The sequence below is a fragment of the Polaromonas sp. P2_G11 genome, assembly GCF_056403595.1.
The window spans coordinates 793,990-808,495 of record NZ_JBFUFE010000001.1; the positions used below are offsets into that span (position 1 = coordinate 793,990).

14 protein-coding genes are annotated in these 14,506 nt (G+C 64.7%); 3 read left to right on the plus strand and 11 right to left on the minus strand.

Features of this window, described 5'->3' with window-relative positions:
- Nucleotides 1-24: 24 nt before the first annotated feature.
- The 4 genes from AC1DWQ_RS03900 to cadR all read right to left on the minus strand — a co-directional run bounded on the left by AC1DWQ_RS03900 (nucleotide 25) and on the right by cadR (nucleotide 3,895).
- A complete protein-coding gene (locus AC1DWQ_RS03900; RefSeq protein WP_477668444.1) occupies nucleotides 25-1,683 on the minus strand; it encodes an acyl-CoA carboxylase subunit beta in 1,659 nt (552 codons plus the stop codon).
- Entirely contained in the window at nucleotides 1,680-2,564 is an 885-nt protein-coding gene (locus tag AC1DWQ_RS03905) for an SDR family oxidoreductase (RefSeq protein ID WP_477668445.1), read from the minus strand. The genes AC1DWQ_RS03900 and AC1DWQ_RS03905 overlap by 4 nt, the downstream gene beginning before the upstream one ends.
- Nucleotides 2,561-3,289, minus strand: coding sequence for a TetR/AcrR family transcriptional regulator (locus AC1DWQ_RS03910; protein WP_477668446.1), 729 nt, complete (start codon nucleotides 3,287-3,289; stop codon nucleotides 2,561-2,563). The genes AC1DWQ_RS03905 and AC1DWQ_RS03910 overlap by 4 nt, the downstream gene beginning before the upstream one ends.
- A 72-nt stretch (nucleotides 3,290-3,361) precedes the next feature.
- Entirely contained in the window at nucleotides 3,362-3,895 is a 534-nt protein-coding gene (gene cadR, locus AC1DWQ_RS03915) for a Cd(II)/Pb(II)-responsive transcriptional regulator (RefSeq protein ID WP_477668447.1), read from the minus strand.
- Nucleotides 3,896-3,987: 92 nt separating this feature from the next.
- On the opposite strand from cadR, the gene AC1DWQ_RS03920 reads away from it, so the two are divergent.
- Nucleotides 3,988-6,243 (plus strand): heavy metal translocating P-type ATPase, encoded by a 2,256-nt coding sequence (locus AC1DWQ_RS03920; RefSeq protein ID WP_477668448.1) that lies wholly within the window; start codon nucleotides 3,988-3,990, stop codon nucleotides 6,241-6,243.
- Between the two features lie 140 nt (nucleotides 6,244-6,383).
- Here AC1DWQ_RS03920 and AC1DWQ_RS03925 read toward each other — a convergent pair whose 3' ends face one another.
- From AC1DWQ_RS03925 to AC1DWQ_RS03955, 7 genes are all read right to left on the minus strand, one after another.
- On the minus strand, nucleotides 6,384-7,451 hold the full coding sequence (locus tag AC1DWQ_RS03925) for an ABC transporter substrate-binding protein (RefSeq protein ID WP_477668449.1): 1,068 nt from the start codon (nucleotides 7,449-7,451) through the stop codon (nucleotides 6,384-6,386).
- Nucleotides 7,452-7,514: 63 nt separating this feature from the next.
- The gene (locus AC1DWQ_RS03930) at nucleotides 7,515-8,669 is read right to left on the minus strand and encodes an NAD(P)/FAD-dependent oxidoreductase (RefSeq protein ID WP_477668450.1); all 1,155 of its coding nucleotides are present in this window, start codon (nucleotides 8,667-8,669) and stop codon (nucleotides 7,515-7,517) included.
- Complete coding sequence (locus AC1DWQ_RS03935; protein WP_477668451.1) at nucleotides 8,669-10,051, minus strand: FAD/NAD(P)-dependent oxidoreductase; 1,383 nt, start codon at nucleotides 10,049-10,051, stop codon at nucleotides 8,669-8,671. Before AC1DWQ_RS03935 ends, AC1DWQ_RS03930 begins: the two co-directional genes overlap by 1 nt.
- Nucleotides 10,048-10,380: a (2Fe-2S)-binding protein gene (locus tag AC1DWQ_RS03940; protein ID WP_477668452.1), complete on the minus strand. Its 333-nt coding sequence runs from the start codon at nucleotides 10,378-10,380 to the stop codon at nucleotides 10,048-10,050. Before AC1DWQ_RS03940 ends, AC1DWQ_RS03935 begins: the two co-directional genes overlap by 4 nt.
- Entirely contained in the window at nucleotides 10,377-11,171 is a 795-nt protein-coding gene (locus AC1DWQ_RS03945; protein ID WP_477668453.1) for an ABC transporter permease, read from the minus strand. Before AC1DWQ_RS03945 ends, AC1DWQ_RS03940 begins: the two co-directional genes overlap by 4 nt.
- Before the next feature lie 10 nt (nucleotides 11,172-11,181).
- Nucleotides 11,182-12,045: an ABC transporter permease gene (locus tag AC1DWQ_RS03950; protein WP_457281644.1), complete on the minus strand. Its 864-nt coding sequence runs from the start codon at nucleotides 12,043-12,045 to the stop codon at nucleotides 11,182-11,184.
- A 23-nt stretch (nucleotides 12,046-12,068) separates the two neighbouring features.
- Nucleotides 12,069-13,139 (minus strand): ABC transporter ATP-binding protein, encoded by a 1,071-nt coding sequence (locus AC1DWQ_RS03955; RefSeq protein ID WP_477668454.1) that lies wholly within the window; start codon nucleotides 13,137-13,139, stop codon nucleotides 12,069-12,071.
- 208 nt (nucleotides 13,140-13,347) lie between these two features.
- Here AC1DWQ_RS03955 and AC1DWQ_RS03960 point away from each other — a divergent pair, with 208 nt between their 5' ends.
- Nucleotides 13,348-14,169 carry an IclR family transcriptional regulator gene (locus AC1DWQ_RS03960; protein WP_477668455.1) on the plus strand — a complete coding sequence of 274 codons (822 nt, stop codon included), beginning with the start codon at nucleotides 13,348-13,350 and terminating at the stop codon, nucleotides 14,167-14,169.
- A gap of 53 nt (nucleotides 14,170-14,222) precedes the next feature.
- Nucleotides 14,223-14,501, plus strand: coding sequence for a hypothetical protein (locus AC1DWQ_RS03965; protein WP_477668456.1), 279 nt, complete (start codon nucleotides 14,223-14,225; stop codon nucleotides 14,499-14,501).
- The last annotated feature ends 5 nt before the right edge of the window (nucleotides 14,502-14,506 follow it).

Genomic DNA, 14,506 nt, shown 5'->3' on the forward strand with positions numbered 1-14,506 from the left:
CTCCGGTTCTTTTTTGCAGGCGGTCTACATGCGCGCCACGCCAAACTGCATGGGCCTCAGCTGCCGCGCATCGGCCTCGGCGCACATTGCCAGGCACTGTGCCAGCACCGCGCGCGTGTCGCGCGGGTCGATGACGCCGTCGTCCAGCACCAGGCCCGAGGTGTAGAACACATCGGCCTGCGCCTCGAACATGGCGACGATCTTGTCGTACTGGGTTTGCGACTGAGCCGGGTCCGGCGTGATGCCTTTTCGCGCCAGGGCCGCCTCGCCTACGATCTGCATGGTGCGCGCGGCCTGTTCGCCCCCCATCACCGCCGTTTTGGCGCCGGGCCAGGTGAAAAGAAAGCGCGGCGCGTAGCCGCGGCCGCACATGCCGTAGTTGCCCGCGCCAAATGAAGCGCCGCACTGGATGGTGATTTGCGGGACGGCGGCATTGGTCACCGCCTGGATCATCTTGGAGCCGTGCTTGATCATGCCGGCCTGCTCGCTCTCCTTGCCCACCATATAGCCGGTGGTGTTCTGCAGGTAGATGAGGGGGTGGCCCAGCTGGCACATCAGCTGGATGAAGTGCGTGGCCTTGTTGGCGCCGGCCACGTCAATCGGGCCATTGTTGCTGATGATGCCGACCGCATGGCCGTCAATCGATGCCTGCACGCACACCGTGGCCGCACCATAAAGCGCCTTGAACGGCAAAAAGTCTGAGCCATCCACCAGCCGAGCGATGACCTCGTACATGTCCAGCGGCTGGCGCAGGTCGTCGGGAACCAGGCCCAGCAGCTCGTCAGGCGGGTAAATCGGCTCACAGGGGAGATCGGTGTTTGCTATTGAATTAGTAGCTGCTTGCGCCCGCCCTGCTTTGCTTGCTGCCCGATTTGACCATGAAGTACGGGCCACCACCTGGCGCGCCAGCCCCAGCGCATGGCGATCGTCATCAGCCAGATGCTCACCCAGGCCCGACACGCCGGTGTGCATTTCAGCGCCACCCAGTTCTTCTTCGGTCGCCACCTCGCCGGTAGCGGCCATCAGCAGTGGCGGGCCGGCAAGGAAAGCGCGGGAACGCTTGCGCACCATGATGACGACGTCGCTCAGGCCCGGCATGTAGGCGCCGCCAGCCGTGCCCGAACCGTGCTGCACGGTGATGACGGGAATGCCCGCCGCCGACAGCCGCGCCAGATTGCGGAAAAGGCTTCCACCGTGCACAAAGCCTTCGACCCGGTAGCGCATGAGGTTGGCGCCCGCACTTTCCACCAGGTGGATAAAGGGCAGCTTGTTTTGCAGCGCAATCTCCTGCACGCGCAGGATCTTTTCCAGTCCCATGGCCTGGACGGCGCCGGCCTCTATGCCTGAATCACTGGCCACCACCATGCAGCGCACGCCACTCACAAAGCCGATACCCGCCACCACGCCGCCGCCCGGCACCGACTGGGCCGCGTCCTTGTTGTCCTGCAGGTAACCCGCGAGGGAACACAGGCCCAGCCAGGGCGCACCCGCATCCAGCAGCAGCGCCACCCGCTCGCGCGGCAGCAGCTGGCCGCGCTTGTCGAAGGCGGGCCGTGATTTGGCGGAGGCGGCGGCGCTGCGCTCTTCCAGCGCGCGCAATGCGGCGATGCGCGACAGCATGGCCTCACGCCGCTGCATGGCTTGTGGCGATTGCGCATTCCACGCAGACTGGAACAGCGTCATGACTGGAAGACCTTGGGGGTCTCAGCCAGGTGAAAACCATCGAAAGGTTTGATCGCATCACGCTGCAGCGCGTCAGTATCGGGCCGCTGCATGGGCCAGCCCATGCGCATCTGGGGCCTGGCGCCGTCGACGCGCAAGGTGCTGCCGCTGATGAAGTTGGCGGCCTTGCTGAGCAGGAAGACGACGGCCGCCGAGGTTTCGCTTTCGGTGCCGAAGCGGCCCAGTGGCACCGTGTGGCGCATCTCGCGCAGCATGGGGCCGGCCTCGGGCGGGTAGTGGTCCATGCCGCTGGAGGCGATGTAGCCGGGCGCGACCGCGTTCACCCGCACGCCGCTATGGGCCCATTCGGCCGCCGCGGTTTCGGTGAAGCTCACCATGCCGGCGCGCGCCGCGCCGCTGTGGCCCATGCTGGGCATGGAACCCCACATGTCGGCCACTATGTTGACGATGCTGCCGCCCTTTTCCTGCATGGCTTGCAGGTAGCATTCGCGCGCCATCAGGAAGCCGCCGGTCAGGTTGGTGTTGATGACGGCCTCCCAGCCCTTGGCGCTGATGGATTCCAGCGGCGTGATGTACTGGCCGCCCGCGTTGTTGACAAGCCCATCGATACGGCCCTGCGCCACCACGATGGCGGCGATGGTGGTCTTGACGGCCTCTTCCAGGCGGATGTCACAGGGGTGAAAACTCACGCGCCCGCCCTGCGCCACGATTTCGCCGGCCACGCTGTGAAGTTTCTCGATATTCCTGCCTATCAGCACCATATGCGCGCCCAGCGCAGCGAGTTCATGCGCGATGCAGCGGCCAATGCCGGAGCCGCCGCCGGTGACAACAATGACCTGACCGGCAAAAAGACTGGGTTGGAACACGGATTGGTAACTCATGCGCGGATCTTTCTTGCCGGAGATTTCGGAGTCTTTTCTCCAATGAACAGCGCCATGGCCGCATCCGCCAGATCGTCCAGTGACGCATCTTTTTTTGCATCAAACCACTGCACCGACCAGTTGAGTGCCCCAAAGATCAGAAGGCGCGAAAGCTTCACCGGTCCCTTGAGTTGCCCTGCCGCGGCCAACGCCTTCAGCACAGGCTCCCAGACAGCTTCGTAATTGCTTTGCAGTCTGGCCAGCAGGTTGCGCTGCCGGGCTGTGATCGAACGCGACTCGTAAAGCATCACAGGGATGAAGTCGCTGCCGGGGCCCAGCAGCACGTCAAAGTGATTGCGGATCAGCACGTGCAGCAGCGCTGGCGCCTCAGCGGTAGAGAGCCCCGCCGCCTGCAGGGCCGCGGCCTGGCGTTGAATCGCCGAGCGCATGCCCTCTTCCATCACGGCATTGAGGAGTGCCGCCTTGCTTTTGAAGTGGTAGAAGGGCGAACCGCTGTGCATGCCGACGGCCGCTGCGATGTCGCGCGTGCTGGTGGCGTCAAAGCCTTTTTTTCGGAACAACCGGGCGGCCGCATTGACGAGTTCGACCCGCCGGTTGCCGTCGTCGCGTTCGTCCAGGGTTTTGCGCGGCCGGCCGCGCGGACGCTTTTCAGCGCTGCCGGTTGCGGTTTTCGAAGGGGTATGAGCGCGTGCGGCAGGTCGCGAACGCGCGGCAGGTTTGTCCATAAGGACGGACCTTAGCAAAACCCGATATTTTTAGCAAGCAAGTGCTTTGTAAAAATACCGGGCCGCGTTTTGTCACTTGCGCTCGGCAGCCGCCTTGCCGGTAGCGGTCTTTTGGCGGCCCTCTTCTTTGGCGGGCACACCGACCTGCGGGTGCGCGCCGTGGATATGCGCATGGCCGCGCCCGGCGGGGGTACGGTTCTGGCTTTGCCGCAGTGCAGCTTTTTCCAGGCCGCTGAGGATGCCGCAGTCGCCCCCGGCCTGGCCTCTGGCACACTGCTCACGCAGAGCCTTGAGGTCTTTTTCCAGCGCCTTGAGTTCGCGGATGCGGGTGGCGACGTGGCTGATGTGCTCGTCCAGCAGGCTGTTGACGTCGTCACAGCTGCCGGCCGGCGCATCCTTGAAGTTCAGCAGTGCGCGAATTTCCGCCAGCGTCATGTCCAGCGACCGGCAGTGGCGTATGAAGGCCAGGCGCTGCACATGGCTTTCGTCATAGATGCGGTAATTGGCGTCGGTGCGCGCCGCTTCGGGCAACAGACCCTCACGTTCGTAGTAACGGATGGTTTCCGTCTGGGTCTGTGCGGTTTTGGCCAGTTCTCCGATTTTCATGGCGACTCCTTGAACATCGTCCCCACATTGCTGTAGGGTCACTTCAGCAGCCAGCTTGACTCTAAGGCCGCTACAGGGTTTCCAATTAGGCCATGAAATCTGAAAAAACCCTTGTTTCCGGCGTGGATGCCCCTACCGGCGACTGCTGTGGCGGCGCCCACGCCGCACACGCACCTGTATCCAATGCCGCGGGTACCGCGGGGCGGATTTTCCGCATCGCCACCATGGACTGCAGCGCCGAAGAGTCTGACATCCGGCGCGCGCTGGAGCCGATCGCCGGTATCCGGTCGCTGGGCTTCCAGCTGGGCGCACGCACGCTGCGAATAGACGCCAGCGAAGAAGCCTGTGCGACTGCCCTGGACGCGATCCGCAAGGCCGGGTTTGACCCTCAGCCTGCCCAGGGTGCCAGCACGCATACAGGCGGCCACGACCATGAGGGGCATGGGCACGACCACAGCCATGATGGCGGTTTTGACGGTTTTGGCAGCGGTGTCACCCGCCTGGCCGCGGCGCTGGTGCTGGCCGTGGGCGCCGAGGCTGTGTCGTTTTTTGCGCCCGAGCTGCTGGCCTGGAAAATCGCCGGCATGGCGGTGGCGGCGCTGGCCATTGGCCTGGCCGGCCTGGACACCTATAAAAAGGGCATGGCCGCCCTGCTGCGCGGCAAGCTCAACATCAACGCGCTGATGTCGGTCGCCGTCACCGGCGCTTTCCTGATCGGCCAGTGGCCGGAAGCCGCGATGGTGATGGCGCTCTATGCCATTGCCGAGCTGATCGAAGCCAAAGCCGTGGACCGCGCGCGCAACGCCATCAAGGGCCTGCTGGACATGGCACCAGAGCAGGCCTTGATGCAGGGCGAAGACGGCGCGTGGGCCAACACGCCGGTGGCCGCCGTGCCGCTGCAGGCCCTGGTGCGCATACGCCCCGGCGAGCGCGTACCGCTGGACGGCCTGGTGACCCTGGGCAGCAGCGCGGTCAACCAGGCGCCCATCACCGGCGAAAGCATTCCGGTCGACAAGGAGCCGGGCGACACCGTCTTTGCAGGCACCATCAACGAAACAGGTGAGATGGAAATCCGCGTCACGGCGGCGGCCGGCAACACCACGCTGGCACGCATCATCCATGCCGTCGAGCAGGCCCAGGGCAGCCGCGCGCCCACGCAACGTTTTGTCGACCGCTTTGCCGCCGTCTACACGCCGGCAGTGTTCGCCATCGCCGTTGCCGTCGCCGTGCTGATGCCGCTGCTGGCGGGCCTGAGCTGGCAAGAGTCGGCATACAAGGCGCTGGTGCTGCTGGTCATCGCCTGTCCCTGCGCGCTGGTGATTTCCACGCCCGTCACGGTGGTAAGCGGGCTTTCGGCCGCCGCGCGCCAGGGCATCCTCATCAAGGGCGGCACCTACCTCGAGCAGGCGCGCCTGCTCAAAGCCATCGCACTCGACAAGACCGGTACCATCACGGAGGGCAAGCCCCAGTTGGTGGATTGGCGTACCTGGGGCAATGCCGACGCAGCGATGGCCGCGCAGCTGGCCGCCGGCATGGCCTCACGATCTGATCATCCGGTGTCCAAAGCGATTGCGGCGGGACTGAACACCGATGCCGCCGAGGTACAAGCCTTCAAGGCCCTGCCGGGCCGTGGCGTTGAGGGAACGGCCCAGGGCCAACGCCTCGTGTTGGGCAATCACCGCCTCATCCATGAGTTGGGCCTGTGCAGTGTGGAACTGGAAACCGAACTCGCCCGGCATGAACAGCAAGGCCGCACTGTGACGCTGCTGGCCGACGGGACGCGCGTGCTGGCCCTGTCCGCAGTGGCCGACACCATCAAGCCAACGTCCCGGCGGGCGATTGCCGAACTGCAGGCCCTGGGCGTCACGCCCGTGATGCTGACCGGTGACAATGCTGCCACCGCGCAAGCCATCGCTTCGCAGGCCGGCATCAGCGACGCGCGCGGCGACCTGCTACCCGAGGCCAAGCTCGAAGCCATCAGGGAAATGCAGCGGCACTACGGCGCCACCGGCATGACAGGCGACGGCATCAACGACGCGCCCGCGCTGGCGCAGGCCGACATCGGCTTCGCCATGGGCGGCGCCGGCGCCGACACGGCCATGGAAGCGGCCGACGTGGTGATCATGAACGACAACCTGGAGCGTGTGGCCGAAACGGTGCGGCTGTCACAACGCACGCATGCCATCCTGTGGCAGAACATCAGCCTGGCCCTGGGCATCAAGGGCATCTTCCTGCTCCTGGCCATCTTCGGCACGGCAACGATGTGGATGGCGGTGTTTGCCGACATGGGCGCCAGCCTGCTGGTGGTGGGCAATGGCTTGCGTTTGCTGCGCGGCCGGCGGAACTAGATTGTTATAGATTTAATAGCTGCTCGCGCTCATCCCTACTGCGCTGGAGGCCTAAAAATGCATAAAACCCGAAGTGGCCCGGAAAGGCCCGCTTCGGGTTTTTGCATGCGGCGCCTGCGAAAGGTGCAGGCAATAGATGATCAGCGCTCGACCGTCTTGTTCCAGCGCGCATTCCAGGCTGGGCGGTTCTCGTTGATGGCATCCCAGTCCACCGTGGTCGCCGTCTTCATGTAGGTGTTCATCTGGGTCACAAGCGCGGCGGCCTTGCCGCTGGCCTTGGTTTTGGGGTTGGACGGTATCTGGTCGCCAAACTCCAGCGCCGCGGCCTGCGCCTCAGGCGACAGCAGGTACTGGGCCAGCTTGTGAGCCAGCGCAGGTTCACTGTTCTTCGCGATCACGCATTCACCCACCGTCAGCACGGCCGAACCTTCCTTGGGCTGCACGTATTCCACGGGCAGGCCTTTTTCCTTGAGCACGCCGACGGCGGTGGGCGTGAGCGGGAACATCGCGGCCTCGCCGGTCTGCACCATTTCAGCGATCTTGGCCGAGCTCGGGATGTACTCGAGCACATTGGGGCCTATGGTGGTGGGCCAGGCCTTGAAGCCGGGCTCCACATTTTTGTCATTGCCGCCCTGGATGCGGTTGAACAGCAGGAAGCCGTGCAGGCCGAAGGTCGACGACGACAGCGACTGGAACACCACCTTGCCCTTGTACTTCGGGTTGGCCATGTCCATCCAGGAAGTCGGCGGTGTCCAGCCTTTTTCGGCGAACATCTTCTTGTTGTAGGCAATGCCGGTCATGCCGATGTTGACGCCGGCGGCCATGTCGCCCTTGAAGCGCGCCGTGGGAAACAGGTCATTCAACGCAGGGGTGGCCTGCATCTTCTCGCACAGGCCCATACCGATGGCGCGGTACATGATGCCGTCGTCCAGGAACATCACGTGCATCTGCGGGTTGTCCTTGTTGGCCTGCGCCTTGGCCAGGATGTCTGACGAGGTGCCGGGCACGACCACGACCTTGACGTTGTTGGCCTTCTCAAACGCGCCGAAGACGTTCTCGGTGTAGGTTTTTTCCATGGTGCCGCCGTTCATGCCGATGTACAGCGTCTTGGTCTGGGCCATGGCGTTTCCGCCGGCCAGGCCGGCGGCTGCAACGGCAAGCGACACCGCTGTAGCGCGGGCGGTCAGGAATCGTAGGGAGATGTTCATGGAAAGCTCCTGGTGGCGTTGGTGAAGTGAAGGCAGTGAAATTGAGGAGGACTGTGAAGAGGACTAGACAACGGAGAAAGAAACGGGCCCGGCGGTTGTCGCACGCGGGTTTGCGGAAAAGCGTTCAATCGAAAAAGCGTCAATTGGCGTGGCGCTGCGGCCCTCACACACCAGGTCGGCCAGCACCGCACCCACGCCCGGCCCCAGCTGGAAGCCGCCCCCGGCGAATCCGAATGCATGAATCAGGCCCGGTGTGGTGGCGCTCGGCCCTATCACCGGCTGGCGGTCGGGCAGGTAGCCTTCGGTGCCGCTCCAGGTGCGGATGATGTGCGCGTGTTTCAGCGCCGGCAGCAGCTCGACGGTTTGCTGCATCAGGCCGGCCAGGCCGCTGCGCTGTGCGCGGGCACGCTGGTCGTCCAGCGCGTAACCCCGGCCGCCACCGATGACGCAGTTGCCGCGGGCCACCTGGCGGGCATAGATGCCACCGCCTTCCACGCCAAGGCTGAGGTTCATGAACGCCGGCAACGGCTCGGTCACCGACATCTCAGGGTGCCCGGCCTCCATCGGCACAGGTTCGCCAAATTGCGCCGCGAGGGCGCCGGCCCATGCGCCCGCGCAATTGAGCAGGTGTTTGGCGCGAACCTCCAGCGCATCGCCAGAACGCAGCACAAACACCGACCCATCGCGCGCCACCTCATCCACGCGAGCCTGTTCGCGCACGTCGGCACCGAGCTTGCGCGCGGCTAGCGCAAAGGCCGGCGACACGAGGCGCGGGTTGGCCTGCCCGTCACCAGGGCACAGTGAAGCGCCTATCGCAGCTTTTCCCAGCCATGGACAACGCTCGCGCAAGGCGCGCACGGAGAGCATCTGCAAATCCATGCCAAAGCCCAACGTGCGCTCGCGGTAGCTTTCGAGCGAGACCAGGTCGGCTTCGCTGCGCGCGATCTTGAGGTGACCCGAAGGGAGGTATTCGCCGTCGATGCCGATCAGCGCAGGCAATTGCGCCCACAAGCCTTGCGCGCGCTGCGACAGCGGCAACTGGCTGAGCGGCCGGCCCTGGCGACGCACGCCGCCGTAGTTGACACCGCTGGAACGGGAGCCGCAGAGGTCGCGCTCCAGCAGCACCACCGAAAAGCCCATGCGACGCAGGAACAGGGCCGCAGACGAGCCCATGATGCCGCCGCCCACAATCGCAACGTCGGCCGTGACGCGTTCCACTACACGCCCTCCTGCTTCATTGCCTGGGCGGCCACGGCCGAAAATGGCAGGGGCTTGATGGGTGACTGGCCGCGTAGCCGGCCTACGGCATCAGGCGATACAGCGCAGGCCTGTGCGAGGATTTCCGCCGCCGCCACGCCGCAGGTACGCCCCTGGCAGCGCCCCATGCCCACCCGCGTCAGCGCCTTGAGGCGGTTCATCTCGCGCGCGCCGGTGTCGGCCACGCACTGGCGCAACTCGCCCGCGGTGATTTCTTCACAGCGGCAGACCACCAGTTCATCAGGGGCGGCTGCAGCCCAGTCAACGGGAAACGGAAAGGCGCGCTCCAACCCTTCCCGAAAGGCCGCCGTACGCGAAAGCTGGTTTTCGAGCGAGGCCGCGCGTGCCACATCGATCCTGTGCCCGGTGTCCGCCAGCAGCGCCAGCGCGGCACGCTCGCCAGCCCATTCCGCGGCATCAGCGCCCATGATGCCGGCACCATCGCCAGCCAGGTAAACACCTGCCACGCTGGAGCGGCCCATGGCGTCGCGCTCGGGCAATGCGCCGCGCTGCAGGTTGTCATAGCGAAAACGGCAGCCCAGCAAATCGGCCAGCTGCGTTTCGGGCCGCAGCGCGTAGCCAAAACCCACGCCGTCGCAGGCGATCTCGTGCGCGCGGCCGCCCTTGCGCCAGTGCATCGCCTGCACGCGTTCATCGCCTGTGGCGCCTGCCAGTTCCACGCCCTGGTGCACCGCGACGCCATGCATGCGCAACCAGCCCAGGTAATAAAGGCCCTTGGCCAATAGCGCCGGCTGGCGCAGCATGGCGGGCACGGCGGCGGCCTTGCCTGCAAAACTGGCCGTATCGAGCACCGCCACAACTTTGGCGCCGGCCCTGGCGTACTGGTAAGCAATCAAATACAGCAGCGGCCCGGTGCCGGCAAACACCACGCGCGAGCCAATTGCGCAGCCCTGGAATTTCAGGGCCACCTGCGCGGCGCCCAGCGTATAGACGCCGGGCAAAGTCCAGCCGGGAAAAGGCAGGACACGGTCTGTCGCGCCGGTGGCAACAATGAGATGGCTGTAGGGCAGCGTGCTCATCAGCCCGTGATGAAGCAAGTCGAGCTTGCCGCCTTCAGCGCTCCAGACCAGGGTGTCGGGGCGGTAATCAACCTTGTCCAGGATGCCGGCCAGGGCCTCATGCACCGCATCGGCGCGCCCGGCCTCAAAACCATAGAGAGCCTCTTTAGGCCGCGAGAAACCCGCGGGCGGCTGGCGGTAGATCTGCCCGCCCCAGCGCGGCGCTTCGTCCACCACCACGGGACGCAGGCCGTGCGCCACCAGCGCCTCGGCCGCGCGCACGCCGGCCGGGCCGGCGCCCACAATCACCGCCTGCGTGCTCATACCGGTCCCTCCGCGCCAGTCACCAGCCGCATGCCTTCTTCAATGAAGGTGCTGCAGGCACGCAGTCGCCGGCCCGATTCGGTGGCGACCCAGCAGTCCTGGCAGGCACCCATCAGGCAAAAGCCGGCGCGCGGCTCGCCGCTGAATTCGCTGAAGCGCAGCTGCGCGCTGTGCGTCAGCACCGCCGTCAGCACGGTGTCGCCGGCCAGTGCCGTCAGTGCCAGCCCATTGAGCACAAAGCCCACGGGTTTGCGGCCGCCTTCGGCCACGCGGTGAAGCAGGGCTGCAGGCTTGAGGCTTACCCCGGCGATTTCAATGGTTGATTTCATTTGTGTCCGACCAGAATCTTGTCGAGGCCGTAGATGCGGTCCAGCACCAGCATGGCCACAGCCGTGAGCGCCACCATGAGGGCCGAGACGGCCGCCATCAAGGGGTCTATCGACTCGGTCGCATACATGTACATCCGCACCGGCAAGGTCACGGTGGAAGGCGCGGTGACAAAGATCGACATGGTGACCTCATCAAAGCTGTTGATGAAAGCGAGCAGCCAGCCGCCGGTGACGCCGGGCAGGATCATCGGCAGCGTCACGCGCACAAACACCGTCGCCTGGCTTGCGCCCAGCGAGAGGGCCGCCTGCTCGGCGCTGCGGTCGCTGCCTTCGACCGAAGCCAGCACCAGCCGCAGCACATAGGGCGTGATGATGACCACATGCGCCAGCGCCAGCCAGAAAAAGCTGCCGGTCGCACCGATCAGCGAGAAGGTACGCAGCAGCGCCACGCCCAACACCAGGTGCGGAATGATGAGCGGCGAGAGAAACAGGCCATTGAGGAAATCACGGCCCGGAAAACTGTGCCGCGCAATCGCCAGCCCGGCAGGTACCGCCAGCAAAGTCGCCAACGTGGCAGAGATGGCCGCCAGCCAGAGGCTGTTCTTGAAGGATTGCACAAAGTCCGAATGCGCAAACACCGCGCGGAACCAGCGCAATGAAAACTCCGTGGTCGGAATCGCCAGCGTGTTGCCGGGCGTGAAGGCCACCACGCACACGATGACCAGAGGCGCCAGCATGAAGGTGATGACGAGTGCGTTGAAGAGCAGCGCGAGGGGACCGTTCCTGGACATGGCGCGCTCCTTATCCCAAAGACTTTTTATAAGAGCGCTCAAGGACGCGGTTGTAGCTCAGCATGATGGCCAGGTTGGCCAGCAGCAGCGTGAGCGCAATCGCCGCGCCCAGCGGCCAGTTGAGCTCATGCAGGTACTCGTCGTACACCACGGTGGCGACCATCTTCAGGCGCCGCCCGCCAAGCAGGCCTGGGATGGCGAAGGCGCTGGCGGAGAGGCCGAACACAATCAGGCTGCCCGAGAGGATGCCGGGCAGCACCTGCGGAAAAATGATGCGGCGCAAGGTGGTGAAGTGCGAGGCCTGCAGCGACAGCGCAGCGTCTTCCACGCCCGGATCCAATTTTTGCAGCGAAGTCCACACCGGGATCACCATGAAGGGCAGCATGACGTGCACCAGGGCGATGACCACGGCCGCTTCGGTATAGAGGATGCGCATGGACGGCAGGCCCACGGCGCGCATGGCCTGGTTGACCACGCCTTCGGGGCCGAGCAGCATGCTCCACCCAAACGCCCGCACCACCACCGACACCAGCAGCGGCGCCAACACCACCAGCAACAAAATCGAGCGCCAGGGGCTGCGCATGCGGCTGAGCACATAGGCTTCGGGCGCGCCGACAACGATGCAGATCAGCGTGGTGAGTGCCGAAATCCATAGCGTGCGCCAGAAGATGCCGTGGTAGTAGTCGTCCGTCAGCACGGCGGCGTAATGCGCCAGGGTGAAACTGTTCTTCACGCCGGTGGCGTGGTCAAACACCTGAAAGGACAGCACTGCGGTGAGCGCCAGCGGCACCAGCAGCAGGCAGGCAAACAGCGTGAAGGCCGGCGCCGACAGCAGCCACGGCGTGCGCGATGCACTGGCCCGGGCCGATGTCATCGGTGCAGCCACGGTCGTACTGTTCACGCCGGCACCCCTTGTGCGCCGGGCAGCAGGCGCACTTGCTGGGCGGTCCAGTCCAGGCCTACGTTGGCGCCTTCTTCGGCGGGCGCCGTGCCGTCATTGGGGCAGACCACCGCGAGCTGCCCGGCGGCGGTCGACACCTGGTAGAGCCACTGGCTGCCGAGGAAGAAGCGCTCGTGTACCGTGCCGCCTATGCGACCCTGGGCTTCAGGCACCAGGCGGATTTTTTCGGGACGCAGGCTCAGCACCACGGCATCGCCCTCTGACACACCGGGCGCCTGCACCTCCAGCGGTACATTGCCGCCCACATGCACGGTGGCCCACGGGCCGGCGGCCATCACGCGGCCTTCGAGCAAATTGGCCTTGCCGACAAAGCTGGAGATGAAACGGGTCTGCGGATGTTCGTACAACCGGTGCGGTTCGTCGATCTGCGTGACGCGGCCGGCTTCCATCACCACCACGCGGTCGCTGATAGACATCGCTTCGGTCTGGTCGTGCGTGACCATCACGGTGGTGGTGCCAACCTTGCGCTGGATTTGCCGCAGCTCGAACTGCATTTCCTCGCGCAGTTTGGCGTCCAGGTTGGAGAGTGGCTCATCCAGCAGCAGCACGGGCGGCGAGATGACCAGGGCACGGGCCAGGGCCACACGCTGGCGCTGGCCGCCCGACAATTCACGCGGGTAGCGGGTTGCGTGCGCTTCCAGGTGCACCAAGGCCAGCGCGGCTTTCACTCGCTCGGCGCGTTCTTCCCTGGGCACGCGGCGCATCTCCAGGCCGAAACTGACGTTGTCGTACACGCTCATGTGCGGGAAAAGCGCGTAGCTCTGGAACACGATGCCCAGGCCACGCGAATTGGGCTTGGCGTGGGTGATGTCGCGGCCGTCCAGCGTGACCTGGCCGGAGGTCACCTCACAAAAGCCCGCAATCATTTGCAAGGTGGTGGTCTTGCCGCAACCCGAAGGGCCGAGCAGCGAGACGAATTCGCCCTTTTCCACCGACAGGTTCATGTCGGCCACGGCGCGGGTGGCGCCATAAGACTTGTTCACATTCGCCAGGGTCAAAAAAGACATGGGGGGCACCTCTGCAACAAGGGGGTGGCCAGCGCCGCAACATCCGGACGACGTGCAAGACGATGACACCTTGATGACTTCATGCTATGGCATCCCATGAAAAATCGTCAATAGGTTATTCCGTATAGAGATATCTTTATTTGATTTATTCCGTTGAATGGAATTTATATACACTTGATGCCATACTGATTCCGCCAACGGAGACACCATGAAAGACGAAGACAATAGCTCCAGCAGCGTGCAACGCGCCTTTTCCATCATCCGGGCGCTGGCCGCCACGCAGGCCAGGGGCGGGCGCATCACACACATCGCCAAGGCCACAGGCCTCACGCAGGCGACCACCCACCGCATCCTGCAAAGCCTGGTGGCCGAGCGCGTGGTCGAGCAGGAAACCGGCTCCAAGCTGTATCGGCTGAGCATTGATTTTTTTGCACTGGCCGCGCAGGCCGGCAACACGATGGACCTGCGCAGCCTGTGCCGGCCTTCAATGCTGCGGCTGTGCGCCAGCCTGGGTGACACCATCTTTTTGCTGGTGCGCAGCGGCTTTGACGCTGTCTGCCTGGACCGCAGCGAAGGGCCGTTTCCCATCCGCTCCTTCACCGGCGACATCGGCGGGCGCGTGGCGCTGGGAATGGGCCAGGGCGGTCTGGCCATCCTGGCCTTTTTGCCCGAGACAGAGCGCGAAGAAGTGATCCGCTACAACCTGCCACGCGTGCGAGAGTTTGGTGTGTACGACGAGGTTTACCTGCGCACCGAGATCGAGCGTGTGCGCGAGCTCGGCTACGCCGGGCGCAACACCAACCTGCTCGACGGCATGGCCGGTGTCGGCGTGCCGGTGCTGGACCGCGAAGGCCGCGCCGTCGCCGCGCTCAGCGTGGGCACCATCTCTTCACGCCTGAGCCCTGACCGCTTGCCTACGGTGGTGGAGTTGCTCAAGCGTGAAGCGACGGCCATCAGTGCGCAGATCAATCCGTTTGACAGTACGCTGAGGCGGCCAGCGCAGAGTCTGGCGCCAGCCGACAAAGCCTGAGACACTCTCCAGGTTGCAATCCTCCTCCACGCCCCCAAGAACGGAAAGACCTCATGGATAACGAACTCGCCAAAAAGCATCTTGTGAGTTTTTCGGCCAAAGAGCGCGCGATTGCAAAATTAGGACTCGCATTCGCCGCTTTTTGCCTGGCCTGGTCAGAATGGCTCACGCCTTCCGTTCCGCCCTTTACCGGCAAGTGGGCCTGGACACAAGTTTGGGCCTTCGAGGCGATGGGGCCGCGTGGACTCATCGGCATATGGCTGGCCCTGGGAACGCTGCTCCTGGCGTTCGGCCTTGTGCAGTTGTGGGATTCGGGAAAACGCGTCGACTGACAGCA